This is a genomic window from Paenibacillus sp. Marseille-Q9583 (genome assembly GCF_976954365.1).
This window is the reverse complement of sequence record NZ_CDRJTB010000085.1, coordinates 1-26,653: the sequence shown is the minus strand read 5'-3', so window position 1 is coordinate 26,653 and position 26,653 is coordinate 1. Positions and strand designations below refer to the sequence as shown.

Annotated in this window: 25 protein-coding genes; 4 read left to right on the top strand and 21 right to left on the bottom strand. The window is 40.8% G+C overall.

The window, feature by feature from the left end:
- The first annotated feature begins 37 nt into the window (after positions 1-37).
- A complete protein-coding gene (locus ACWNM1_RS26975; protein ID WP_449603381.1) occupies positions 38-556 on the top strand; it encodes a GNAT family N-acetyltransferase in 519 nt (172 codons plus the stop codon).
- Between the two features lie 134 nt (positions 557-690).
- Here the strand turns inward: ACWNM1_RS26975 and ACWNM1_RS26970 are convergent, their stop codons facing one another.
- The 4 genes from ACWNM1_RS26970 to ACWNM1_RS26955 all read right to left on the bottom strand — a co-directional run bounded on the left by ACWNM1_RS26970 (position 691) and on the right by ACWNM1_RS26955 (position 5,719).
- Complete coding sequence (locus ACWNM1_RS26970; RefSeq protein ID WP_449603378.1) at positions 691-2,628, bottom strand: hypothetical protein; 1,938 nt, start codon at positions 2,626-2,628, stop codon at positions 691-693.
- 259 nt (positions 2,629-2,887) lie between these two features.
- Entirely contained in the window at positions 2,888-3,781 is an 894-nt protein-coding gene (locus ACWNM1_RS26965) for a sugar phosphate isomerase/epimerase family protein (protein ID WP_449603377.1), read from the bottom strand.
- Positions 3,782-3,806: 25 nt separating this feature from the next.
- Positions 3,807-4,664 carry a sugar phosphate isomerase/epimerase family protein gene (locus tag ACWNM1_RS26960; RefSeq protein ID WP_449603376.1) on the bottom strand — a complete coding sequence of 286 codons (858 nt, stop codon included), beginning with the start codon at positions 4,662-4,664 and terminating at the stop codon, positions 3,807-3,809.
- A complete protein-coding gene (locus ACWNM1_RS26955; RefSeq protein ID WP_341125162.1) occupies positions 4,661-5,719 on the bottom strand; it encodes a Gfo/Idh/MocA family protein in 1,059 nt (352 codons plus the stop codon). The genes ACWNM1_RS26960 and ACWNM1_RS26955 overlap by 4 nt, the downstream gene beginning before the upstream one ends.
- A gap of 123 nt (positions 5,720-5,842) precedes the next feature.
- Here ACWNM1_RS26955 and ACWNM1_RS26950 point away from each other — a divergent pair, with 123 nt between their 5' ends.
- On the top strand, positions 5,843-6,712 hold the full coding sequence (locus ACWNM1_RS26950; protein WP_042188277.1) for a helix-turn-helix domain-containing protein: 870 nt from the start codon (positions 5,843-5,845) through the stop codon (positions 6,710-6,712).
- 180 nt (positions 6,713-6,892) lie between these two features.
- The gene (locus ACWNM1_RS26945; RefSeq protein WP_076299739.1) at positions 6,893-7,462 is read left to right on the top strand and encodes a hypothetical protein; all 570 of its coding nucleotides are present in this window, start codon (positions 6,893-6,895) and stop codon (positions 7,460-7,462) included.
- A gap of 35 nt (positions 7,463-7,497) precedes the next feature.
- On the opposite strand, the gene ACWNM1_RS26940 is transcribed toward ACWNM1_RS26945, so the two are convergent.
- The 6 genes from ACWNM1_RS26940 to ACWNM1_RS26915 form a co-directional block, all read right to left on the bottom strand.
- A complete protein-coding gene (locus ACWNM1_RS26940; RefSeq protein ID WP_449603375.1) occupies positions 7,498-8,397 on the bottom strand; it encodes a glycerophosphodiester phosphodiesterase in 900 nt (299 codons plus the stop codon).
- A gap of 138 nt (positions 8,398-8,535) precedes the next feature.
- Positions 8,536-8,739, bottom strand: a complete 204-nt coding sequence (locus tag ACWNM1_RS26935; protein ID WP_449603380.1) for a biotin transporter BioY — start codon at positions 8,737-8,739, stop codon at positions 8,536-8,538.
- 100 nt (positions 8,740-8,839) lie between these two features.
- Complete coding sequence (locus ACWNM1_RS26930) at positions 8,840-9,829, bottom strand: ABC transporter substrate-binding protein (RefSeq protein WP_449603374.1); 990 nt, start codon at positions 9,827-9,829, stop codon at positions 8,840-8,842.
- Positions 9,830-9,959: 130 nt separating this feature from the next.
- A complete protein-coding gene (locus tag ACWNM1_RS26925; protein WP_449603373.1) occupies positions 9,960-10,934 on the bottom strand; it encodes a helix-turn-helix transcriptional regulator in 975 nt (324 codons plus the stop codon).
- Between the two features lie 249 nt (positions 10,935-11,183).
- Positions 11,184-12,944 (bottom strand): dihydroxyacetone kinase subunit DhaK, encoded by a 1,761-nt coding sequence (gene dhaK / locus ACWNM1_RS26920; RefSeq protein WP_449603372.1) that lies wholly within the window; start codon positions 12,942-12,944, stop codon positions 11,184-11,186.
- A gap of 1 nt (position 12,945) precedes the next feature.
- Entirely contained in the window at positions 12,946-14,082 is a 1,137-nt protein-coding gene (locus ACWNM1_RS26915; protein WP_449603371.1) for a glycerol dehydrogenase, read from the bottom strand.
- Positions 14,083-14,284: 202 nt separating this feature from the next.
- Between ACWNM1_RS26915 and ACWNM1_RS26910 the strand changes: the two genes are divergently transcribed.
- Positions 14,285-15,319, top strand: coding sequence for a PocR ligand-binding domain-containing protein (locus ACWNM1_RS26910; protein WP_427471539.1), 1,035 nt, complete (start codon positions 14,285-14,287; stop codon positions 15,317-15,319).
- Here the strand turns inward: ACWNM1_RS26910 and ACWNM1_RS26905 are convergent.
- The 11 genes from ACWNM1_RS26905 to ACWNM1_RS26855 form a co-directional block, all read right to left on the bottom strand.
- Positions 15,282-15,812 (bottom strand): redoxin domain-containing protein, encoded by a 531-nt coding sequence (locus ACWNM1_RS26905; protein WP_449603370.1) that lies wholly within the window; start codon positions 15,810-15,812, stop codon positions 15,282-15,284. The two genes, ACWNM1_RS26910 and ACWNM1_RS26905, sit on opposite strands and share 38 nt — an antisense overlap.
- Before the next feature lie 2 nt (positions 15,813-15,814).
- Positions 15,815-16,534: an ABC transporter ATP-binding protein gene (locus tag ACWNM1_RS26900; RefSeq protein WP_449603369.1), complete on the bottom strand. Its 720-nt coding sequence runs from the start codon at positions 16,532-16,534 to the stop codon at positions 15,815-15,817.
- A complete protein-coding gene (locus tag ACWNM1_RS26895; protein ID WP_449603368.1) occupies positions 16,527-17,348 on the bottom strand; it encodes an ABC transporter permease in 822 nt (273 codons plus the stop codon). Before ACWNM1_RS26895 ends, ACWNM1_RS26900 begins: the two co-directional genes overlap by 8 nt.
- Positions 17,348-17,905, bottom strand: a complete 558-nt coding sequence (locus ACWNM1_RS26890) for a nitrous oxide reductase accessory protein NosL (RefSeq protein ID WP_449603367.1) — start codon at positions 17,903-17,905, stop codon at positions 17,348-17,350. Before ACWNM1_RS26890 ends, ACWNM1_RS26895 begins: the two co-directional genes overlap by 1 nt.
- The gene (locus tag ACWNM1_RS26885) at positions 17,902-19,260 is read right to left on the bottom strand and encodes a right-handed parallel beta-helix repeat-containing protein (RefSeq protein ID WP_449603366.1); all 1,359 of its coding nucleotides are present in this window, start codon (positions 19,258-19,260) and stop codon (positions 17,902-17,904) included. Before ACWNM1_RS26885 ends, ACWNM1_RS26890 begins: the two co-directional genes overlap by 4 nt.
- Positions 19,261-19,483: 223 nt before the next feature.
- Positions 19,484-22,651, bottom strand: coding sequence for an ATP-binding cassette domain-containing protein (locus ACWNM1_RS26880; RefSeq protein ID WP_449603365.1), 3,168 nt, complete (start codon positions 22,649-22,651; stop codon positions 19,484-19,486).
- Between the two features lie 102 nt (positions 22,652-22,753).
- Entirely contained in the window at positions 22,754-23,170 is a 417-nt protein-coding gene (locus ACWNM1_RS26875; protein ID WP_042127759.1) for an SRPBCC family protein, read from the bottom strand.
- A complete protein-coding gene (locus ACWNM1_RS26870; RefSeq protein WP_449603364.1) occupies positions 23,170-23,493 on the bottom strand; it encodes an ArsR/SmtB family transcription factor in 324 nt (107 codons plus the stop codon). The genes ACWNM1_RS26875 and ACWNM1_RS26870 overlap by 1 nt, the downstream gene beginning before the upstream one ends.
- A 321-nt stretch (positions 23,494-23,814) precedes the next feature.
- Entirely contained in the window at positions 23,815-24,723 is a 909-nt protein-coding gene (locus tag ACWNM1_RS26865) for a hypothetical protein (protein WP_449603363.1), read from the bottom strand.
- A complete protein-coding gene (locus tag ACWNM1_RS26860) occupies positions 24,720-25,277 on the bottom strand; it encodes an RNA polymerase sigma factor (RefSeq protein ID WP_427471518.1) in 558 nt (185 codons plus the stop codon). The genes ACWNM1_RS26865 and ACWNM1_RS26860 overlap by 4 nt, the downstream gene beginning before the upstream one ends.
- 497 nt (positions 25,278-25,774) lie before the next feature.
- Positions 25,775-26,641: an alpha/beta fold hydrolase gene (locus tag ACWNM1_RS26855; RefSeq protein ID WP_449603379.1), complete on the bottom strand. Its 867-nt coding sequence runs from the start codon at positions 26,639-26,641 to the stop codon at positions 25,775-25,777.
- Positions 26,642-26,653: the final 12 nt, after the last annotated feature.

Below are 26,653 nucleotides of genomic sequence, written 5' to 3'. Positions count from 1 at the left end.
CTCTGTCCTACACTCTCTCCTTCGTCGGCGGCGTCGGATGTGTATAAGAGACGGAAATACTGACCGTGATGCCATCGCTGATGTGATACTGGACGCTTACCACCAATATTCGGAAATCATGCCCGAGCCGTTGTGGCTAACTTACCGGAAATCACTTCTTGAATCTGTCCATGGCGATGCCCCAATCGTGCGGATCATTGCTGAAATCGACAAGAAAATCATTGGTAGCGCACTCTTGTTCAGCTCTTCGGAAACGGCATACGGTAAACCAGAGCTAGGCATTCACTCCCCTATCCTACGCTTGCTTGCCGTATCCCCATCCGCTCGCGGTCTCGGTGTTGCAACCCTTCTAATTCGCGAAGCTGCAAGTAGATCTCGCGAGTTGGGTGCCACCACTTTAAATCTGCATACCTCAGAAATGATGGCTTCAGCAATCAAGCTCTACTATCGTTTAGGCTTCAAACGGGCGTATGAGACCGATCTTATGAACGGCGAAACCCTGGTACAGGGCTTCCAACTAGACCTACTAACCTCAGTCCGTACTACAGCAGGATAATTATAAAATTTGAGACAGACTAACTCGATGAATATAACGTCTTCTTAACCATTGTCTTGAAAATATAAAAAAGAAGCCTCGGGAAGCTTCCCAATGATCTTATGTGATCATTGCGGCGAACTTCCGAGGCTCATTTAATTTCCTTTTTTATAGGTAATTTCTTTAAAACTCACAGTGATATTGCCTTCATTATCAGCATCATCCAAGCGATGATCTAAAATTACAGTTACGCTGGAGGGGATGGACGAAAAGCTAGCCCCCTTCTGCTTCTTCTTTACATCATAGAGATAATAAGAAACATCCTTAACATTAAGCCCTATATTATCCTTGTGTATAAGTTCTACAGTATATGATTTTATCACGGCTACATTAGCGTCCATCCACCCCACAACTTCAATAGCCGTATCTTCATGATTGCCTTCAGTCTTAATGGAGCCGATGGAAAGACCATCTTGATTATAAAAATTAATTTTTTGTGCAGCTATTTTCAGATAATCAATATCGATGTCATGGATTCGGTTTTCGTTGATCTCTGCTGTATCCATCCAGGCAATCGTGCCCGCCGGGTTCCACTTTATTTTCTCAGAAGGTACATATTGCTCTTGTGGTAACAGCACAGTATGTAGCGAAGCTCCTTTATTATCATAAAAGGTTAATTGGCCACTCTCATCATCATGTACAAATCTCTTAAAGGTTGGTGAAAGAAACAAGGATGGCGCACCGGTCGTCGAGTGAGGGATTACCGGATATTTTAGAAAATGCACATCGTCCTTTCCTTTCCTCAGATCAAAGAACCATACATTGCCGAGGTAACTTTGCATAAATAATATTTGTTCATCAGCATTCCACTGGAATTTATAGATGTAGTCATAATCATCAGAAAGCGGCCAAAAGTCTTCCCGAAGTCGTTCAATATCTCCTGTAACAACATTATATGAGGACAAATGATATTTCCCAGCTTCTTTCGTCAGATCCGATTCCAGAAATAATAGATGATCCTCGTCCAACTTGATTAGCATATTATAGTTGTTCATAAATGCATTGTTCCAACGGTTATCGGTATCGGTCAGCTCATCGCTCCATTTCACCATCACCTCATCCGTAGCAGGATCATGGGCTAGTAAAGCGTTAACTGCATTATGGTCGCCATAGAAAAAATGAATGGTGTGATATAAGATTCCTTGTAATTCAACCACTGCCCCACCGTTTAATAGATAGTTATTTTCGGTTATGCCAATTGGTTTAGCCACCAGTTCTCCATTTGAGCTCCGTACTGCATTAAACTCCAGCCCCTTAAAGTTTGCTTCCAAGAATATAAGTTTTTTTAACTCGACAGTTGATTCCTTAGTAAGTGTGTAGCCTGTGCTTGTTTCGTTCACATTCATTAACATACCTTGCTCGCTTGTTTCGTTAATCCATAGATGAAAGGCATATTTATTATTATTTGAAATTAGAACAATATCATAGTTAGGCGTTGCGGTATTTAAATTTCCTGGTATTTGTACAGCGGTATGGATGGCTCGGACGAAAGTTTCTATGCTTTCATGATCTATATATTCAGCCTTTATGTTAGCATTCACTGAACCATGTGCTAGAGATTTCGCTACTATGATTCGCTTGATTTCCTCGTCAATTTTTAGATTATCGGCTTCTACTTGTTGCTCATTGGGTTGAAATAAGTCAAGTAAAACTACTTTTTTTGTTTCCGGCAGCTTGTAATGTCCATTTTGTCCTAATTTGGTGAAAAGACCATGATTCTCGCCCTTAATCCAGAATGAGAACTTTTCGTTTTCTTTATTCTTCATTTCAACAGTAGCTTCATAATCAGGTGCTGCAATATCAAGCTTGGCGCTGTCATACTCAGCAGTATGTATGGCTTCATTGAATTGTTCTATTAAATTATTGTCCGTTATGGTCATGGATTCACCGCTATCGTTGTGGATTGTTATGGAATTAACAGAGCTCAGATCGATCAGGGTTTGATTCACTTTATCCTTATTCCCTGTATTGATACATCCAACAATGATTACTGAAATGACTGCTAAAAGGGCTAGTAGATTTATCTTTTTCATATAGGCTCTCCCTTCGTATTCTCTCTTTTTTAACGCCAAATAGAGGATAAAGTTGTAAAAAATGAGATTTAGCACCTATAAAAAATCTAATTTACTCAAAAAAATAACCTGTAGCAATTGAATCGGATTCTTGTTCTGAGCTAAGTTAAAGCGTTTGTAGCAATAAAAAAAACCACCTTACAGGCCTGTTCTCCTGTAAGGCAGCTTCTCTTTTATCCCAAAGGTTGGATGAACTATTTAATCATTATCACTACCATGTTCAGACCCGAAAAGCCTTTAAAAAATTCACAGCCTGGCGGATATCTTCCTCTGGATTAGTGCCAACTTCCCGTTCTATAGTCAGGAAACCTGTATAACCGATGTCGTTCAGCGCTTGCAGATAATTGTTCCAGTCGACAGAACCTGCTCCAAGTGGAACTTCACGGAACGCCGAGCCGGTCTCGGCCATTTCAGCCATCTTCTCATGGTCTAATGTGGGTGCTTCATAACCATATTGACCGTAAACATCGCGCGGATCGATATCGGCAAGTTTGAGACCATCTTTAGCATGGGTGTGTACAATGTAGTCTTTTAGTGTATGAACACCTTGCACGGGATCATCACCAGTCACCATCACCATGTTGGCCGGGTCAAAATTAACAGAAACCCCTTTGGAACCCAAACCGTCGAGGAACGTCTTCAGACGCGCAGCGGGTTCTGGCCCAGTCTCAATCGCAAAGTAAGAATTCATCTCATGCGCGTATCTGCTTAGTTCCTCACAGGCGATATGCATGGTTTCATAAATTTTACTGGTGTGGTCAGAGGGAACAATACCGATATGTGTAGTTACGATATCTGTACCTAGCTCCTTGGCCAGCTCCATAATGCGTTTGGACTTTTCGATTTTGGCACGGTTCTGTGCAGGGTCCTGAAATCCATGTCCGCCTAAATCTCCAACGAGGGCAGAGATTTCGAGACCCAGTGAAGCGATGTATTCCTTCCATTCACGGCGGGCTGAAGGAGAAAGGTTAGCGGGATCAAATTCACCTTGCACCGCATAAATCTGAACTCCATCAGCCCCTGCTTCTTTTGCCTTGCGCAACCCCTCTTTTACTCCGACCTGAAAACTGTCTACGATAACGCCGATTTTGTTAGTGATAATTGGTTTAACCATGGCAATAATCCTCCTTTAAAATGAATTAGATTTGGTTCCAAACCCGCTTGATGTATTGGAGCCCAAGTCTTGTCCCCTTACGGCACTCTTCCATTCCCTCAAATTCTACAGAGATATATCCGTCGTAGCCACTTTCCTTAACGGTTCGAATGACACTCGGCATATCGATGTCTCCTTGACCAACGATGGCACCCCTCAACCAGTTCCCACCAGTAGACTGGAACCAGCCTTCGCCAGGCTGGAGATCCTGCGAACGAATATAGAAATCTTTGAAATGTACCATCGAAGCAAGCTTAATATTGTTAGTCACAGCAATAAGCGGATTCTCATCTGCGCACAGGAAGTTACCAATGTCGAGTGTTGTACGGAAGTTATCTCTCCCTACTGCGTGAACCAACGCCTGTACACGATCGCTGTGCTGAATAAAGTATCCATGATTCTCCACACTGGTTGTGATGCCCAAACCTGCGGCATAATCGGCAATTTCCCGACAAGCTTCAGCCAAATGTGGAAGCTCTTCCAAAAAGTGCGTAATTGATAGATCATTTGACGAGGCTACATCATGCCGCATCCGCTGAATGCCTAATGCCGCACAGACGTCTACTTCCCGCTTTACCCGTCCGACTTCACGCTGTCTTTCCGCTGTCTCCAGCCCGGCAAAATTCGCCCCGATAGCATAATTAGACAACTCTAGTCCACGACCTGCTGCCGTTCGTACAATCTGATCAATTAGCTCAGGATTCTCAACCAAATTGATGCCCAAGGGTACAATCTCCGCATGCTCCGCGCCCAGATCGGCGATCGTCTCAATGACTCCTTCAAGCGTAAGCTCACCCGTTGAAAAAGCTGAATGCAAACTGTAGGTACTGATTCCTAGCTTCATAGTTTCACCTCTTCGCCTTTGGCAGCGGATTCATAGATCGCGCCGAGAATCTTCATGATTGTAACGCCGTCCTGCACAGGACTAATCGGTGTAGAGCCGTTGCTGATGTTGTTCGCAAAGTGATTAATCTCATTCTGGAATGCACTGTTGAACTCAAACCCCTTATGATCGGTCTGCGGATAGATATTGACGATCGTATCCGACTGTTCTTTGACGAGGACTATCTCAGGATCAATTTCAAAGCCACCCTTGTCACCGTAGAGGCGGACCGAGCGCTCGTCTTCTTTTGCATGCAATGTAAAGCTAACATCAACCATCAGCGAAGCTCCATTCTCAAAACGAATTAGTGCATTTGCTAAATCTTCCACCGTATTGTTCGCTGCGTCGTAATCAGCGGCTTTATAGAAAGAAAGGTTCTTGATATTGGAACGATTGCCGAGCTTCCGGTAAGTATTGGCACTTACTGATACTGGATTCGGACGGCCCATCAAATACCAGCATAGATCGATCACATGGACGCCGATATCAATCAATGGTCCGCCGCCGGAGCGTTCAATATCACTGAACCAGCCGCCGGGATTACCAAGTCTCCGGAACGTCGTTGCCTTCGCATAGTAGATTTCACCGAATTCTCCTTGTTCCACCAATGTCTGAAGTAGCTGGGCATTAGAGTCATAACGTCGTACAAAGCCTACTTGCAAAATTTTACCGCTCTTTTCCACTGCCTGCTGAACCTGAAGCGCTTCTTCAACCGTGCGGCAAAGGGGCTTTTCCACAAGTACATGCTTGCCTGCCTCAAGTGCCGCGATGCTAATCTCAGCATGAGAGTTGTTCCATGTGCAGATGCTGACTGCATCTATTTCGGAATTAGCCAGCAATTCACGATAATCCGTGTATACGTTCTCCACGTTATACTCAGTAGCAACAGCTCGTGCACGCTCTTCATTCAGGTCACAAACCGCATATATGATTGTCTGCGGATTATTCCGATAAGCACTTAAGTGCATGCTGGAGATAGAGCCGGTTCCTATTACTCCAATTTTTATCATATCCATAAATACTCTCTCCTTTATTTTGCATAGGTTATGATTCGTATTATAATGATTTCAACCCTAAACACCATGCAGAACCTTGCGGTTTCATTTGTACAATTGTGCTATAGGAGGTGCAGTCAATAAATGTTGGACTATGATAAACATCTACAGGAACCCATGGACATGCCGGATCCCGAGTTTCCGATTAAAGTACATACCCAGCGCTTCAACCAAGAGGGAGTTTTGTTGTTCCCACATCATTGGCATGAGCATCTTGAGTTTCTGTTTATTGAAAGCGGTGAGGCTGTTTTTGAATGCGGACGAACACCGATCAACGTACGGGCTGGTGATTTAGTTGCTGTGAACAGCAACGAGCTGCATTATGGGGTGAGCGCTTCTTCTGATTTATTGTATTATGCGATTATTGCAGATACTTCTTTGCTGCATAGTGCGGTAAGTGACGCTGCCGAGACCAAGTTCATCGCCCCGATTCAGCAGAACCAGCTGCTGTTACGTAATCATATCCGGGGAGATCAGCACATTACAGACTGTGCACTGGCGATTATTCGGGAACTGGAACTTCGCGAATTTGGATATGAGCTGGCCGTGAAGTCCGAGCTATACCGCCTGCTAACGTTGCTATTGCGCAGACATATCGTCACCGTACTCTCACAGGCTGAGCAAGAAAGACGTATTCAAACCGTTGAACGCTTCGCACCAGTTTTGCGTTATATCGATACCCATTACCAAGAGCCCATTCAAGTTGACGAACTTGCGGCACTAACAGGGCTAAGCCGCTTCCATTTCAGTCGTCTCTTCAAAGAATTAACTGGTCATACGATATCGGAATATATAAATGCTGTCCGTTTAGACCGTGCAGATTATTTGCTAAGGCATACCCAGTTAACGATTTCTGAAATCGCTACCACAACTGGCTTCAGTGATATCTACTATTTCAGCCGGACTTTCAAAAAACATAGAAAAGTACCCCCAAGCAGTGTGAGAGGGTTTTAGTTAGGGTCAACAAAGGAAGCAGTCTTGTACGTACTATCGCTCCTTAATTTTAACATCAAAAAGGTCAGAAAAGGGTAATCCCCTCTACTGACCTTTTTTTATTTTAATAATTGCATAAAAGAAACTATCTTCCATCTTATGGGTATAATTAACATAACAAAAATATAGGAGGAGATTTCATTGAGAAAAATAATTAAACTGACTATATTAGCACTTTGCATAATGATTCTACCGGGAACAATGATTTATGCCGCATCGAACCAATCAGAAGTTTCATTATATTTCAATAATGTGGTACAAAAACAGGCAGCAGTAATATCCGAGGGGGACATTCTCTTACCTGTTGAACAGCTCTCTAAAAATTTGTTTGCTTTAATCGCTTTAGATGAAACAAGTAAAACGGTTCGAATCTACAAGCCAAATGTGAACATGGTATTGCTTGATAACAATGGAGAGATTTTCGGTAAGGTAAAAAGCCCTGCACGGTTTGCCTTTTCAACCTTATTACAAGTAGATCATTTAAAAACAGAAATTTCAGATATAAAACTTACGATTACTGATCCCGCAGATAAAACAGAAACTATCGATAATCAACAAATTAAGAAAAGCGAAGAAAACTTTTGGTTCAAAACTAACGAATTTACTTATTCGTTTAATACAAAAGGCACCTATACTATTCAAGTATTTTTTAAAGACGTAAATTCAAAAACATGGTATCCTGTCTCTGAAATTGATGTATTCGGCATATGAATTTCCGATAGTTGAATTCCCGTTTCCGTACTTCCTCACTTCTTATTATTCTTAATCACTTCATTAAAACGGTCAGGAAAGTTGGTATGTACCCCGTCTACACCCCAAACCACAGCGTTGTCCATGTTCACTTGATAATTCACTGTGTACGGAAATACCTTTAGACCCGAATTTTTCACCTGTGCGACATAGGAGGAATTTATTCTTTGAAAGTTAGGGCTAATACCAACTGCATAAGTTTTCACCCGATTGATAAAAGATTCTGGTACTTTGTAAACCGGAATATTATACCAAACAATTTGATAAAGCGGGATCTCTGGGTTAATCGAATGAAGCTTACGTAAACTCGCCTTACTAAATGAATGTACGGAAACATGATCAGACAGATTATATTTTTCAATTTGTTCATTTAATATAGTTTCGATATTCGGATTCAAAGCGGGATCTTTAATCTCAATCATATAGTCCACTTCTTTTCCAAACCTTTCAAATACCTCTTCTAAAGGCGGAATACGTAATCCAGCATATTGATCCCTAGCAAACATGGGATATTGTTCGTTAAACCAAGAGCCAGCGTCTAATTTCGAAAGCTGTTCTAAAGTATAATTCTTAACATACCCCGTTCCATTTGTCGTACGATTAATAGTTTCATCGTGAATAACAACAGGAACACGATCCTTAGTTAACTGAATGTCTAACTCGATATAATCGGTCTCCATATCAATGGCTAGTTCGAATGCAGGTATAGTATTCTCAGGAGCATATCCCGAAGCGCCACGGTGAGCAATGGTATAGACTTTGTCCGCAGGCTCGAGAATTTCCTTCACTTTAGTACGAATCCATGGAGAATAGGCATACATTGAGGTACACAATAAGATCAATAAAAATATGTGAATAAATATAAAGTACATTTTAGAATTTTGAATCCTTTGCATAAAGCTTCCCTCTTCTTTTCAATAATTTATTGTTGTTTACTTAGTGTTTTCTACAACATATCCAGTTAATTACCATTCATAATCCTATCAAATCTCCTTTTGATTTATAATTATGTAAAACCTGCGGATTATTCTAAGCTAAATCGCAAAGATGGCTGCAATAACCGCTTTAATGATATCACCTGGAAGAAAGATCACCACACTTGTTAATCTAGCCCAAATGGAAGTATTCGTAATCAATGCCATGATAGGCGCACCTATCAGATTAATCAACATTACACCAAAAATCAAATTTACGACAATCAGATTCCAAGTTCTGACATCCAGCGGATCATGCAGCATATACAATTTTTTTGATCTTCAGAAGAATCTCGAACTAAAAAAAACACTGATCCAGATTAGGATCAGCGTTTTTTGCTACACATTTTTAAACAGAATAGCTTTACTTGTTGATATGTTCCTTGATTTGTTCAGCGATTTGTTCCAGCAAAGCCTCTTTCCCTAATGCAAAGAATGCTTCATTGTAATTTTGTCTGCTTGTAATGCGATATATATTTTTCGATTTTACAGCTTTTAGGCTGCTCCAGACCTTACTTTGGTCTAGAACATTCCGGTCATTATCAGATAATAAAATGATGTGGTCTGGATTAAAGGTAGACAGTGCTTCTAGACTTGTTACTTTTCCTCCCCATGGGTCTGGTTCCGGTGTACCTGGTGCGATGAGTAATCCAAGATCATTAAAAATCATATCTGCAATACCTGTGCGGGAATAGATCCGGATTTCTTTCTCTGTAGCTTCGATTACCGCAAACGTTTCTTCATTAGTTATCTTTGTGATTTGATCATGCAGTTGTTGAGTACGTTGATCATAGGCCTTCTGCCACTCATCCATTTCTGTTTTCTTATCAAGTACCTCTGCAACAAAGGTAAACCGCTCTCTAAAAGCATTAAAGCCATAAGGAACCCTCACTGTTGGAGCAATCATATTTAGTTGATCATAGATTTTCTCTTGCGTAGGCCCTGCCAGTATCAAGTCAGGACTTGCTGCACTGATCGCTTCTAAGTTAACTTCCGTTTGAAACCATCCAACGGGCGTTACATTAGGCAGTTCTTTTTTTAGAATAGGTGTGATTTCCAGTGAATTTGCCATGTCTGTATTCCCGGTAATCACAGGTTTATATCCAAGCACTAAAAGTTCTTCAGTTGAGCCAGATACATCGGCAATTCTAACCGGGTTTACCGGTATTTCAACATCTCCCTTGGCGTCCTTAATGGTACGTGTTTCGGAGGAATTCGTAGCGACGGGTTCAGATTTTACCGCAGGTGGGGAGTTCTCTCCTTGAGCCTCCTGCCCTGAATTCCCACATCCGTACAACATCACCATCATGCATAAGGCGATTCCAACAAAAGAGATACGATTTAAACTGAACATTTTTTCCAACCCTCTCCAATCTATTGATAATCATTCTCACTACTAGCAAGTCCGATCATACACTTTGCTGATAGGGCTGAACTACCGACAGAGGGATTGAATAACGGTTTGACGGATATTTATTTGTTGTCTAACGTTTTTTTGTTAATTCAGAAGGATTTATTCCATACTGCTTCCGAAACGCCTCTGCAAAATGGCTAAAGTTATTGTAACCTACCATCGTTGCTGTTTGACTAACACTACTCTCCCCGGAACGCATGATTTCCCATGCTTTTTCTAAACGTTTGTTCCGTAAATAGGCAAAGACAGTCGTACCATACTCTTCCTTAAAACCAACTTTTAATTTGTATTCGTTAATACCCGCCAGCTTGGACAGCTCTATGAGTGATGGAGGGTTTGCCATTTGCTCGAGTATGATTTCCCTCGCTCTCCGAACGCTTTCCCGGTCAGTGCGAGATAAATGCAAGCTACGTTTTGTATGATTCTGCTCAAAAAGAAAAGCTCCGAAATATGCGGAAAGGATTTCTAATGCCTTTCCCTCTGCGTATAACCTGCGCATTGAGATATGATATGGGCAATCTCTCAATTGAACCAATAGTCGGGAGGTTTCTGGAAGAATAGGCATACGGAACATACGAAATGATTGTGTATCTAACAGCCCGGATAAACTGCAAGTACGTGGAGATCCTTGCTCTACCATCCATGAATCGAACAGTGTTACCGGTACACCAATGGACAGCAAACGGATGGGTTCAGCACTGCGATAGTGAAATTCGGCTTGGAAATCTCGCATGAGCTGTAATGAACAACTGTCGGGCACCAACTCGTGACTGTTGCCTGTTACATGAACTTCTCCGCTGCCCTGTAGACAAAAGCTAAGCTCAATCATAGCTGCTTCGGATTGAACTCGGACTAAACGATCCTCAGTGAAACGGTAGTCACTATCTACAATTTCAATCCCGGAAGATGTGATAACCCTATCGACGTATCCATGGTCACTAGGTTGTGAAAAATGCATTCGCTCTGTGGTATCCCTTATAGCGGGAGTCTCAAACAATGCATTGAAATACCCGTTATAGATGTTATGAATTGATTTTCTTATCATTAATTTATACCCTCAGCAGATCTGTAGTACGCTGTAATCCAATGTAGTGTTTTATCATGAGAGATCACCTTTATTCATGTATTAAATGATAACAATTATCATTTAGATCATTATATTCGAGACATTAGCTAAACTGCAACGAAATACAAACAACCCCTCATCCTAATGGATAAGGGGAAGTCGATTTTTGTTAATCAGCTTTTAAGTTTCGTAGCATTAATCAGATCCGGATTCAGTTTATATTATCTCTTATCTCATCGCTTTAGCTAACTCTGTGAAAATAACCCCAAGCGCGTAAGCTCCCGCATCCGGATAACCAATGCTGCGTTCACCTACCGTACCTGCTCTTCCCATACGGGCAACGATATCTGAAGTCTTCTGTGCACCGAGAACTGCCGCCTCAGCAGCTTTGACAGCTGCCAGCTTTATATCTTCGCCTTGTTCTGCGGCTTGTGTCCAGGCATCTGCAAAAGGCACAAGCGCATCAATTAATGTCTTGTCTCCAACGACAGCACCTCTCCCGAAGGATCTTTCACCCGTATCCTGAATCCCTTTGACTACAGCTTGCATCATATTGGCAAATTCCTGAATGGATAACTCCTGCTTCTGCTGCGCAGTCTTGCTCGCAGCGCGGAAGCCCGATCCCCAGATCGGCCCGGAAGCTCCTCCACAATGCTCCATAATGATCAATGAACAAGCATCAAGGAAGTCACCGATATTGCTGTGATGATTAGCTAGAATATCTTCCCATTCTACTTTCAACTGCTTAAAGCCCTTGGCTACGCTCATCCCAAAATCACCATCTCCAGCGTGGGCGTCTAGCTCGCAGAACGGTACCTCATTCTCGATAATGACCTCACTCATTTGATCAATTAAATAAACAATATTTTGCAAGGAAAACTGGTTGTTCTTAATTACCGCTGCTTCAGCATCCGTACTATTTTTAAAGGATACCATGCTGTCTGCCTTCTCTTCCTTGATGACTTCCGTATATTTCACAGGCTCAAATGAACCTTTAACCGACAATGCCGGAGTATCACACGGAGCAGATAACCATTTCTTCAGCGTCTCATCCAGTTTCATAATCGACACTGATGCGCCAGCCATATCGATGCTGGTCATATAGTTGCCGACAAATACTTTAAACACTTGCTTATTCTTTGCCGTCAATTCACGGATCACAGAATTATTTAACAAATAAAGCTCTTGCAGTGGTGTTCCACCAAATCCATTAATCAGAACAGCAACTTCTTGCAGCGACTCATCGTTCATTTGCAAGTTGCTCAGCAAGGACGTAACCATTCGCTGCGCGAGTTCATCCGCTGACACGGCTTTTTCTCTGCGAATTCCAGGTTCACCGTGAATTCCAACACCGTATTCCATCTCATCCTCTTCGATATGAAACGTCGGGGTTCCTTTGGCAGGAACGGTGCAAGATGTAAAGGCGAAGCCGATGGTGCGAACATGGTCAATCGCATGTTGCGCCGCTTCTTTTACTTCCGTCAGGGACAGTCCGGCTTCTGCCGCAGCCCCGGCAACTTTATGAACGAGAACGGTTCCGGCCACCCCTCGTTTCCCTACGGTATAGAGACTATCTTCAACGGCAATGTCATCGTCTACTTTGACATATTCCACTTGTATGCCATCTTCACTTGCGAGATGAGCCGCATTCTTAAAGTTCATGATGTCACCGCTGTAGTTCTTAATAATAAGCAGCGTCCCCTTATTACTTGCAGAGTTGCGGATCGCTTGGTAGACCTGAATCTGGGATGGAGAAGCGAACACATCACCGCACACGGCTGCATCCAGCATACCGCTGCCTACAAACCCGGCATGGGCTGGTTCATGCCCACTTCCGCCACCGCTAATAAGCGTAACTTTATCGGCATTGATCTCTTTTTTAGAAATTACTTTAAATTTATCGTTGAAATCCAGCTCAGGATGCGCTAAGACAAGTCCATTGCACATCTCCCGGACTAGCGTTTCCGGCTTGTTCATAATTTTCTTCATCTTAAAGCTCCTTACTTAGTTTATATTGACGGCCTAGTTGGTCAGCAGCCATAATCGCCGACGCTACCGCCTCCTCCGTAATTGGGAACGGCATAGAATGAATGGATTCCTCAGCAATACAAGCTTTTTTAGCAACCTCAAGAAGTTCTTCGTAAGTTACATGCTCTACTCCGATATCTTCTAAGCACACTGGAAGACCAATCGACAGACAGAAGTCCAATACTTCTCTTAATTCGGTACGGTCTGCATTTTCAAGCACCAATTGAGCAATTGTACTGAAGGCTACCTTCTCACCATGATAATAATGATGCGTTCCTTCTAAAGCTGTTAAACCATTATGGATCGCATGAATCGCAGCCAAACCTCCACTTTCAAAGCCTAGTCCCGATAACAAAATATTCGTTTCGATGATATTCTCCAAGGCTGGGGTTACGATATTCAGATCGCAAGCCTGCTTCGCTTTATAGCCATTTTCAAGCAAAGTGTCATAACACAGTTTGGCTAGACCTAGTGCGGTTATTGTTCCTTTAGCTTCCCCACAAACACCTTCACGAACCCCGCAAGGCAATCCCGCATTCACATTGGAATAAGAATTTGCTGTAGCTCTTGCTTCGAAATAAGTGGAGAGTGCATCTCCCATCCCTGCAACAAGAAATCTTGTTGGCGCTTTGGCAATGACTGTTGTATCGATCATGACTACACTTGGGCTTTGCTTGAAATAAGCATAATCATCAAACTCACCTTCTGGGGTATAGAGTACCGCGGAGTGGCTTGTTGGTGCATCAGTTGCTGCTATCGTTGGAACGATAATCAATGCTTCTCCTTCTGCTACGCATTTTGCTGTATCAATCGCCTTACCTCCACCCAAACCGATCGTACATGCACATTGATGTTCCTTAGCCAGAGCCTGTAATCTTGCGACTTCTTGTCTTGAGCATTCCCCATGGAAGCCACTTTCAACAAGCGTTATATTAAATTTCTGTTTAGTTGACTCCAATTTATCTTTCACACGTGTAACATCATCTGGATGGGCAATGAGCAGTGCGGAATCACCGAATGTTTTTACAAAATAGCCTAAATTCAAAAGTTCATTCTCACCTTGCACATATTTCGTCGGACTGATAAACGCTCTTCTCATTTTCATTCCTCCTAGGTTGTATATAGTTATTATTATAGATTGCTCTATTTCGGTATGCATGAAACAATAAGATCAGAATAAAGCGTTTTCTTATCGAGTTTTTTTGTCTTCTTATTAAGGAATAGTATTATCTTGTCCTTTTGAGCAAAAATTCGCTATAATGTTCAATATGTTTCTATAACTTACCTAGGAGAATATCGTGATGTCCAAATCTCGATTTAATTTAGAAGAAATAATTGATTTGAAGAAATGGGAGAAACTGCAGGATTCTTTATCACTCGTGACTAAAATGGCGATTCTTACCGTAGATTATAAAGGCGTTCCCGTGACTAAGCATAGCTTCTGTCAGCCTTTCTGCCAAGGCGTTCGCCAAGATTCTAATCTCTCTCCTTATTGTCAAAAATGTGATGCTCGTGCCGGCATTGAAGCTGTACGCCAGAACAAGCCTTATATTTATTTATGCCATTTCAACATTATCGATATCGCGATTCCAATTATTATTGACGATCAATATTTGGGAGCAATTATGGCTGGACAGCTTAAGCTTCGTGAACCTGATGTGTCACAGCTGGAGCAGATAGTATCTAGGCCACCTAATGTTGAGTCGAACATGAAGTTTCAAGCGCTCAAAGAGGATTACGAAGCACTACCTGTCCTATCCTACGATGAAGTAACCAAGTGCGTGGACCTACTTCTACAGTTAAGTACTTACATCGTGGAAGAAGCCATTCAAAAGCGTACTACCGTTGATTTGTACAAAAGAGTACTGACCACAGATATCGATATATCATCTTCAGCAGAATCTTTCGAGGAGACAGACCTTACTTATCGCAAAATTCAGTCTCTGCAGCAAGAGTTATCAGGAGCGCTTATTGAGACCAAATTGAAAAATGGAGCACAAAAGTTCGTCTCTTCAAATGCAGTGCTTCAGCCTGCGTTCGATTACATCTATGCACACAAAAATGAAAATTTCAGCCTAAAAGAAATGGCCAAGCTTTGTCATATCAGCCCTAGTTATTTCAGTCGCATATTTACAAAAGAAACAGGCGAGAACTTCTCCCTCTTCGTTGCCAGGCTCAAAATTGAATGGGCCAAGCAGTTGCTGGAAACCACAGACGCACCTATTAATCAAGTGAGCGATGATTTAGGATTTTGTGATACTGGTTATTTTATTAAAACGTTCAAACGGTTCGAGAATCTCACTCCGGCTGTATACCGGAATATGTATATGAATTGATTAGTTGCATTAAGGGGAAATCTGTGATTTCGCCTAATATAGCCTCTTTGATCTTTCCCTCTCCGTTTATAATAAACGTAGCAGGAAGCGCACTAACTCCGAATGAAGTAGATATTTTTCCGGTAACATCGATGACAACTGGAAAAGAAAAACTGTGATCCTTAAGATATTCTGATACAGTACCTTTAGACTCACCAACATTAATAAACAAGGTTTCTATTTGAGAACCAGTGGATTTGTGAATGTCATTCAGAAGGGGCATTTCTCGCACACATGACGTGCACCAGGAGGCCCAAAAGTTAAGCACTACAATCTGTCCCTGAAAATCGCTTAGTCGAACCTTTTTACCTTCTATAGAAGTAGCTTCAAATTCGGGAGCGATAGAGCCCACTGCAATCCTCTCAGATGAATCTCTTGTTTCATTATGGCTAAAAACCCATACAACAGTCATGACAGCTGCGATGATCACCAGCAAAGCAATGATTTGACGCATGCTCATTTCAGACCCAGACTATGATTAAAGGCTGTATACAGAGAACCAAATTTCGCATGAAATTCTTTGGTCGGACCTGAACCAACATTTCTTCCATGACTTAGAAAGACAATCTGATCAGCGATTTTATCAGCGATTTCTAACTGGTGTGTGGAGAAAATAACGGTATGCCCTTCTTCCTTGATTCTTTGGAGTAGGTCTACGAATTCATTCATCCAAAAAGGGTCAAGACCGTTGGTGGGTTCGTCCATAATTAGCAATGAAGGTTTGGCCAGCAGTGCCTGAGCAAATAAGATACGCTGACGCATTCCCTTTGAAAAGTTGTTGACCAGACGATTTCGTTTATCCTCTAGACCTACTAAGCCAAGGACTTCGTTGACTCTCGCTTTGCGATTGGGTACCCTACGGAGAGCGGCCCAAAAAGTCAGAGCTTCCTCTGCCGACAGCCCCTGATTGAATTGATAATCATCCGGCATATAACCAATTTGTTTCGAAAATTGTTTGCGTGATTTGTGCCAGTATAAACCACCCACTGAGATTTCGCCCACCGAAGGCTGAAGAATACCCGCAACCATTCGTAAAACGGTACTTTTGCCAGCCCCGTTACCGCCACATAGTGCAAGTATGCTCCCAGTGGGGATTTGAAAGCTAATCTCTTCAACTATTGTTTGCTTTTTAATAACCTTAGAGATTCCTCTTACATTCACTAAGGGGTTATCCACGAGAGCGCCCCCTTTCCCATATCCAATATACAAACAGGATCGAGCTCAACATCCAGACTAGACAGACTCCTATAAACAACAAACTACCCTTCGAACCATTTATCCATTCTACCCATTGGTAATATTCAGGTCCCAGCACTGAACCTCCGCCCAGCTTAATTACAACGAATAACCGAACAAGCTCTGCTGGGTTGAGTATTGTGAATATGACGAGCAAGGGCTTAATCCAGAGATAAGGCATTAAACCTAAAAAGGCGATCAAAAAGGTCGGCCACCCTATTACTGTGAAAAACCACACAGCAACAGAAACAGTCAACGCCTGCCAGCGGTTTCTTGATAATGAACCGATAAACAAGGCGATGGTCAAGAATAGTAAAACAAGTCCTGCGGAAAAAAACAAAAATAGAAAGTAAGTAGTAGAATCATAGGCCATGCCCAAGAATCCACTAATCATTCCCATTAAACCATAGCCGAAAGCCACAACCGTAAGTAATACGACAGCCAGCCCCACATACTTGCCAAGAATAAATGACAACGTTCCAATTGGATAAGTAGATAAAAGCTGCCAGCTACCTTCTTCCTTTTCTGAAGTCAGTGAAAAAGAGCCTAGAAATAAGGTCATAAGCGGCAGCAGATACAAAATCAGACTTAGCATGGAACCTGTAACTGCGGTGTAGCCTTGAATCTCATTTTGTGCATTAATCAGCAGTAAGCCAAGACTAAACGCACAAAATAATGCCAAAAAAGAATAAGCCCATGGATTTCGAAACCCCATTTTAATCTCTCTGCGTGCGACTTGCAGGATATCAGCCATTACATATTCATCTCTTTATCCGATGTCATACCTTCCATTTTCTCAGACTTATGCTCGTCCATATGACCTTCTCCGCCATTCATATCCATTTGCATCATATCCGTATTTTGTTTCCATTCATGCTTGGACAGATCACTTGCTGACAGAACGCTGCCAACACCTTGTTCCTTCACAAAAGCTTCGGCTGAAGCAGTGTCCTTGAAGCTGATAACTCCATAAGCCATAGGTGTGCGTAGTGTCTCATCATAGACAAAGCTGGCCTTACTGAATTCTACCCATTCTTTGTCGTTATAGTCACGGACATAGTCCTTTCCGATGTTTTTGGTTCCATTCTTGTTCTTCCATTCATTCATACAACCAATATCATCAAACTTATAATTCTTCCCGTCTTTCGTTGTTAGCTGAGTAGCAAAGGCATCGTCCTTAACCTGCATATTGCAAATCGCGCAAATATCAACTTCTTCATTAATCGCCAAAGGTTCAAACTTTTTGGAACCACAAGCCGCTAGAATTAACAAACCCACCATCAACATCAGCATTAAACTCCATTTTTTCATAACCGTAATACCCCCATATATAGTATTGTGATCACAGAGAAAAACAAAAGCAGCCAACCGGCTACCATCACCGACCCTTGCCCCTCACTAACTTGTCCAACATCTGCATGAACTGAATCCAATTGCATAAGCGGCTCTGGATCGGTGGACCATTGTTCTTTATCATTTGTATATAGATCGCTTAAAAATGTCATGCCCGGTGATTGAAAAAAGAGCTGATAAGCAGCATTTTCTGTAACTAATTGCTGATAAAATGGATTAATAGCATATGGCAGATCACTTACACCATCACCCGATACATCCAGCCCTGCGAATGAATCCCAAAAATTTCTCGTCATCTTATTATTCTTAGAATCCGTTGCCTGTGCTTCAATCACATTTGCAATAAAAGCATTTTTCTGAAAACGGTTGCCTTCTGAACCCTCAAATTGAATCCCAATATAATTTCGGAGCACCGTATTATTCTGGAGAGTATTGTCGGAGGATTGTTGCATATAGATTCCTACCCGATTTCCTTCCACGAGGTTATTTACAATCTGAGAGGTACGAACGTCAAAGAGCAGGATTCCTTGAGAATGAACATTCTGATTTTGTTTACGAAAAGAGTTTCCTGATACCATAACGTCGCTCACTCCCATCACCATCGCGCCAGTAATGTTGTATTCTCCAATATTGTTCGTAACAGATGATCCATTGATATACATACAGTGAACACCGTATCGCAAATGATAGAGCCGATTGTGATCAACCTTTGAATTGCGACTCTTCTCTAAATAAATGCCATCTCGGAGATAAGATATTTCATTCTCTCTGATATCTGAACCATTAGAGTTATAGAGATCGATGCCATTACCTCTTTTTCCCGAAGCAGCACCTTTAGGTATAAACCAACGGATTTTATTGTTTACTATAACTCCACTATCAGCCTCACGTAGTATAATGCCAAAGCCAAATGTATGTATGACTAAATCTTTCAAAGTTACCTGATCGGCTTCCACCCGAATCGCTGCTGCTTCTCCCCCGTTATGCTGCTGTATATTAAGTCCTTGAAGCTTTACCCCATCAGCCTGAATCATAACTGCAACCTCAGCATCGGGATTTGAATTTAATAGTGTTGCCCTTCCTTCCCCGCTAATCGTCAGCCTTTTATCAATTTGAACCGGACCCAGGTAAGTACCTGGAGCTAAAGTAATCGAATCTCCGATTTGGGCCGCATTAATAATCGGTTGGAGTGGAATCGCTTTCGAAGAAGTATTTGCACTGGCACTCCCACTGTAGGTCGCGATTATTAAGAAAAGGCTGAATAACATCATTAGCATTACTCTGAGGTGACAGAAACTTTTGCGTATAACCATTGTTCACCACCTATCAGCAATTCATTCTCTATCTATCATTTCCATTAAGAGAATGATCATTACGCCTAATTGTAAAGAAAAGGAAGTTGCATGCCTATAGCTCAATGTAGCTATCCCTATTAAAAAGATGTGTCTAAATTGTGAGTTATGTCACATCGTTTGCTATCCCAAATGTATGTCCATATAATAAAAAACCGCGCATAGCGCGGTTTCATTAGGTTAACTAATTATTTTCAAGGTATTGATAAACGGCCATCATTTCTTGTTTATTTAACTCCCGAATACGATTAAAAATTGAAATATCTGCTACAGCATCAATATTTGAGCTTTTAGACATAACATCACTTACATTGCCAGTTAGCCAAGTTTGTACGTCGATGCCCTCGACGATTTCCTTACGTCCCTCATCATTAATCCCACTTGCGTAACAACTAACACATGGAATCGTTAATTTATAAACACCATCATGGAGTCCATCTTCGGATATGACTTTCTTTCCTTTACAGAATGGACATGGCTGACTAGCTTTTATCTTATTAATTAGAGTGACCAGTTTTTTGTAACCAAACGCTTCATAAACATAGGTCAGCTTTTTGTATTTTCCATTCGTGAAAAACTTATCAATGATGTATTCTCTGGTTTCGGTGATATTCTCAAAATCACAAATCGTAATCTGATTATTCAAGCTAATAGATTCAATACTGCCGCTAATATCGCCCCAGAATGGCAGTGCATTTTGTAATACCATTTCATAGTGTGCAAAGCTCGCCAGCTCTAGTTCAAGCATTTTTAAAGCAACTTGTGTTTCCCTTGGCAATAAAGAAACATCCTCCGTCAGAACCATATCGCCGCCGACAATAGCTTTCATTTTTTGGAGCACCTCTAATTCACCAACGGTTCTAATCACTTGTTCAAGAGGCTGTCCAATGATCTCACGGATATCTGTGTCACCAAATTTTAGCTTCTTATGGTGATTCAGTACGGTTCCTTGACAGGTTGGACAGGTAATCATGATTTTGGATTGTTTGATATGCTCTTTAATAATCGCTTTCGATATTACCATGTAGTTCCCAATGATGTAATTAAAGCCTTCCCAAGTTCTCGTTGCCTTACTAGCTTTATCATAAAATGACTTTTCCCAATATCCGAACCAAAAAGTATGCTTTTCTGCATCCGTCATCTCATTATAACTCTTACTGATATCTTGTCCGAGTTCATTCTTAATCTCATCAAAGATGAATTTTATTTTGGGGAATTGATAGAATTTCAGAATATCCATTGCATCTGGATGCAATAAGCCATCCCAAAATGGCACATTTTTATCCTGAAGAACAACTTCAAAATCAAATTTTTCAATGACTCGACGTCCCTTGCAGCATGGACAATGATTGTCTTGATTATAGAAATCGAAGCTATTTGTATCTTTATTGGTTGGATGTGCCGTTACAATTTGGTTGATCAATCCACCAATTTCATATAGAAAAGTATATTGACTATATAAGTGTCTTTCCAGATCAATGGCGATGACAGGTGCAATGGTATCTGATTCATATTCACCATATATCAAACGCGCCATAGAAGATAAGCTTTTTAAGATGCCACCTTTATAAACGTTTTCCGCATTTTTAAAGTAGGCAATTTGATTTTCTTTTAAATAGTTAATGCCATTTTGTTGACGCAGTGTTGAAGAAATCTGCATTGGTGCGACATGATCTTCACTGTTTTGCTCGAGATAATAATTTTGATGACCGACAACTTCTAGATGCTCAACAGGTTCAAGCTGTCTTTTACCAAAATCAACGATAAAATCAGAGTTTTCCAGCATATACGAGTTATGTTCAATCATCATTATGGAGACCGATTCGTCCTGAAGAATGACTCTAATGCTATCAATGAATTGATTCAGAATATTTTGTGATAACCCTTTGGAAGGCTCGTCAAAAATGAAAAGTGTATTTGGATTTCTTGAGCCTGAAAATAGCTCGGAGACTAAATGAACACATTGAAATTCACCTGTGGATAAAGACTGTGTTTTTCTTTCCAACGTTAAATAACCCAGCCCAAGTTTGATCAATAAACTTAAACGTTTATGAGCGATGTCTTCATTTGGCAGTTCATCAATAATATCTTCAATTGAGCGCTGAAAAATATCATCAATCTCTTCGCTATATTTTGTGAGCTTTCTCTTAATATCAAGAAAAGTCGCAACCGTAGACCGGCTGGTAATCGATTGATTTCGATCCTGCCCCACAATCACCAGCTTATCCTTGGGATATCGCTTCACAAAATCCTTGGACATACACTCATTGACCAATGTAGATTTACCACAGCCAGATTCCCCAGTGAACGTTACAAGTCTATTACGGGGAATCTGAATTTCGGCGATTTGAATATTACGACAGTAAAGATCATGAAAATGATAGTATTCTGTTGGAGCTGCCTGATTTATTTCTCTATTGATCGGCGCAGGACGTGGCGATTCTTCTACGATTTTCCCGCCATATTTACCACTTCCTGGTCCAAAGAACAATCGCTCGTCCGTTATGTCTAATACGGTATCCGAATGATCAATAAGCCAAATTTGATTCTTAAATCCTAGTTGTTTTATCTGCTCTAATATTTTTAAAAGGGTTTGGTGATCCAGACCCACAGAGATTTCGTCAATGATAATTACTGTATTTTCACTGGTTGCCATGAATTCTGCCAAGTAAAGTCGTGTTAACTCTCCACCTGACAAGGTACCCATTATACGATTTAAGGTTAGATAACCAATATTCATATGGATTATGTTCTTTAGAATGTTTTGTTTACCTTCACTAATGTTTAGAACTTCTGCTAGAGAAAAAATGGTTTCAATGCTTAAGTCATTAATATCGGAAATACTCTTGTCTTGGTCTAATAACTCCATATTGTATTGTTCAGCTTCGTGATTATATCGCTTACCCTTACACTTTTTACATTCAACATTTTTAGTAGTGCCGCGACCTTTACAATCTGGGCACCAGCCTAATTCATTATTAAATGAAAAAACCTCTGGCGATAGGTTATATTGTTCTGCAATCGCAACTCGAATCTCTGTGAACACACCCGTATGTGTGCCAATGGTTGAACGAGGATTGGAAGAAATAGATGATCTCCCTAGAAAAAGTACAAGTGGCATTTCTTCCATCTGAATCGCACTGAAATTAGTCTCCATAATGTTAGGGAATAAATACTGATATTCTGCCTTTGGCAATAAAGAAACGAGACGTTTCTTGGATTCTTCGCCGATGGTTTGACAAAAGGTGGTTTTACCAGATCCGGATAAACCAGCAATCCCTAGGGATTGCTCAACTGGAAGTACTGCATCTAACTTATTAATATTGTTCGCAATCAATCGGTTGATTTTCATAGTGGTATCATCTCATCTCCATTCTCTTCATTTAGTATTGCCATGATTTATTCCATTAAAAAGGGCACTTTCCATTTTCAGAAAAGCGCCCTATTCTTGAAATTACAGTTCTGCTAATACTTTTTCAAGCTGACTGCCCATATTCGCCCAAGCATATTTAGCTCCTTCAATAGCGCCTTGGCGGGCTTTGGTCTCCTCACTAAATCCAGATTGAGCAAGATGCAGATGAACCTTACCATCTTCCTCTTTGCTCAAAGTCCAAGTAACTGTTGTACCTTCTCCGGCACTATGCCAAGTATAGGATAATGTATGTGGCTCATCTACTACGAGAACCTCGCAATCTACAATACCATCCCACCATTCATTTGGCTCTGCACGAAATTGAAATTTATGCCCTACGACTGGTTTAAAGTCATTGCTCCAAATCCATTTCGCAAGTGTATCTGAATCCGTCAAAGCGTTCCATACCTTCTCGATCGAGCTTGTAAATTGATAATCTAAGGATACATCTGGTTTCATTATTCTTCCTCCAATAAAAGTTTTAGTTTATCGATTCTTTCTTTCCAGAAGCCTTCGTAAAAAGATACCCAATCCCGAATTTCTTTCAATGGATTGGCATTCAAACGATACCTCGTTTCTCTACCAACCTTTCGAGCAACTACAAGATCAGCCTCTTTAAGAATAGACAAGTGCTTAGATACTGCAGTACGGCCCATATCAAAATGAACCGTGATTTCATGTAGGGGTAATTCATCAACATCAGCCAGGATTTGAAGTAATTTTCGCCTTGTTGGATCTGCAACAGCGTCATATACATCCCTCACTTGACTATTTTCGTTCAAAACCACCCCCACCTTTTCCGTAATATTACCTGTAGTGTGACCAATTATACTTCATCAGTACCCAATTGGACACCATTTAGTGTCTATTTGATTATAGGACACCAAAAGGTGTCGTGTCAATAATATAAAATTTTATTATCTGATTTTTTAACGGAACATGGAATGAATATCTGATTTTCGAAGACGTTCTATCTTATGTATTTTGTTTTCAATTTCTAATACGACATCATACGAAAAAGGAGGAGCATACGCCCTCCTATTATTCGTTCTTATTCCAAATTAATTGTGTTCCGTTAATTCTCAAGCTCAGGATTCCTTTACTCAATAAAGCGGCAACACTTCTTGTTTTAGCCCTGAAAAAAGATCTCCAGCTTGTTCAAAAAAGGTGTCAGGCAAATGATAGTAAGCATCTCCCATAGATACGACTTTTAATTCAGGAATGATATACATGCCCATATAGGTTCCATCCTTAAGATTGAACTTTAGCTGATACGATTTCCCTTGGGATTGCGCCTCGGCAATAGCCTCATATTCTTTATTACTTAATTCAGCTGTTTTTGCGTTGTACAGCCCATCAATGATAGACTCCACAGAAGCATGATCTGTCATTCTCTTTAACACGTCATTTCCTACATGATTAAGAACATGGATATCTTTTGCATGCTCTTTTAGATTAGACATATCCAGATATTCCTTAGCGGTCATCGTAGAATCGTTAGTCTTCGCCACGATTTCTGCCAAATAATAATGCTCCTCAACTTTAACAGCGATGCGGAATTGGGATGGGTACGTCGGAATTTCATATAACTTTCCTCCAACAGCAAACGTAGACGAAAAATCCTTTTCTACAACTTCTTCTCCATTGTTCTTTCCGATCTCTTGGTTAATATCAAAATCTATGGTACCAAGTGATTTTTCAGGCTTCATTCCTGTGAACTTAAACTGAGCACCATCACTTACGAATGCATAACGAAATCCGTTGTAATTCAAAATTTTCCGAACTCCAGTAGGAGCTGAAACTGGCGTTTGCTGCGAGATTTGTGGTGAATTCGTTAATGATGACTTTATAGGAGATGTATAAATGGCCACTCCTAACACAAGTGCAGCACAAGCAGCCATGGTTCCCCACTTCGCATATGTTCTCTTATTAATACGCCTCGCAGTGTTGGCCTTTTCCACCAGATTGCCGTCTACATAACCAATAGTCTTAAATAGATCTTTATTATTCATAGGATATAGCCCTCTTTCATAAGGTATAATTGGAGTTTTTTTCGTGTTCTAAAAAGAATCGATTTCGTTTTACTTTCACTTATTGAGAATCGAGTTGCAATATCAGCCAAAGAATCGGAATACCAGTAACGTCTCAGAAAAATATTCCGATGATCTTCATTAATCTTCAGCAGAAAATTACTTATAGATTCAGCGATTTGTTCTTCCTCATATTGACTTTCGACATTGTCTGGAGAGGATAAACAATCATTTAATTCATCAAGAATCGTATCGAATGTTTTATTCCGCTTTTTGGCCATGTAATAATCGTGTTTATTTAACGCGATATTTCGTGTGATCCTCCCCAAAAAAGATGAGAGCTTAGCAGGCGTCTTCGGCGGTATCGTTTCCCACGCTCCTAGAAAGGTATCGTTCACGCATTCTTCCGAATCTTCAAAATTAGACAGAATGTTATGAGCAATCTTGGTACAATAATTTCTATATTTTTTGGATGTTTCTTCTATTGCTGTTTCATTACGGGCAAAGTACAGCTGTATGATTTCACTATCGTCCACTCCATCACTTCCGTTCAGTTTGATTAAGGCCTCACTTATAAAGTAAGAAAAGAAGGGTTTTGGTTGCAAAAAAGTTTTTTCTTATGTACTAGTGCGGGAAATTATTTTATGTCTTCATAAGCTTCGACATTCAATGCCAATAATATGACGTGTGATCTTATCCTTTTGATTCCTATGAAAAAGGCCGGTGTACCCTTTAACGGGTAACACCGGCCAATTTATTAAAAGTAGAACCTATAGAGGACTTGCTGCACCATTCTATATGCAGTTTGTAAAAGATATCTTTTGCCTCTGCTTCTTGTGTACCTGCTCCAACTGGTGGATGGACTACTAAGATATTGTTTCCACACTTGGTAAAGGCTCAGCTTCTGAAAGGATATTTTTTTGCTGGATGGTCGGAAAAACAAGTAATTGGGTAGTTCCATTAAGACTTTGTCCTGATCTCCCTGTCTGTAGATAATAGAGTAATTACTCCCGAATTACAGTCCAGTCTGTATTTATAATTGTTTTATAAACCAGGGCTTAATTAATGGTATGACCACGGCTGGTTGCATAGCTTTTGTATGATCCATTTGGGTTCCCGTTAGCATTTCAACATCCCAGCCTAAATCACACAGCTTCGTCGTATTCTTCTTTAATATCCCAGCAATATCAACGGTAACATTCCCAAAATTCTCACCATATACGATAGTATCATCTTCTCCTGCAAAAGCTAATTTTGGAAGACTAAGCAAATGGTGAATACTACGATCATCAAAAGCAGTGAGGCTCTCGTATAAGGCAACAAATTGAGCTGTTACACGGGTATCCATTGATACTTTGATGTTGTCCCAGTCTATCTCATCAGGATACTCTGTTTCAATAGAGCTTTTTTCAGCTGCCTCATTTTGATTATTCAAAGCTTGGGTATGTGTTTTTTGAGTTACAGTCAGCATCTCTTGATAGGGACCATTATAAGGCGGAAAACCTCCCATGACCAAGCTTTCCAGACGATTTGTTCTGATAGCCAATTGTAGGCCAATTAAAGCTAGCCAAGAATAACCGTAGTAGCTAAAGCTCTTAACGTTCATTTCATCAGCAATGAGGAGCAGATCCTTCACAATATGGTCTACGGTTACGTTGTCCACTGGATGTTGAAAGAGATGACCTTCATAATCAAAATAAAGCACTTGAAACGTATCCGCGAGACCTTCAACAAAATGTTTACCTAATTCAGGATCTACGCCCCATAGCTTTAGATTTTCTGCCTCCTGATTGTACACGGATTTTTTAGCGATAGGTAACATAATGGTTGGACGATCTGATCCTCCTGTCAATCCTACTTCTATAGCTGAATGGTTGGTTAATCGTATGATTTTTTTCAAACAATCCTCTCC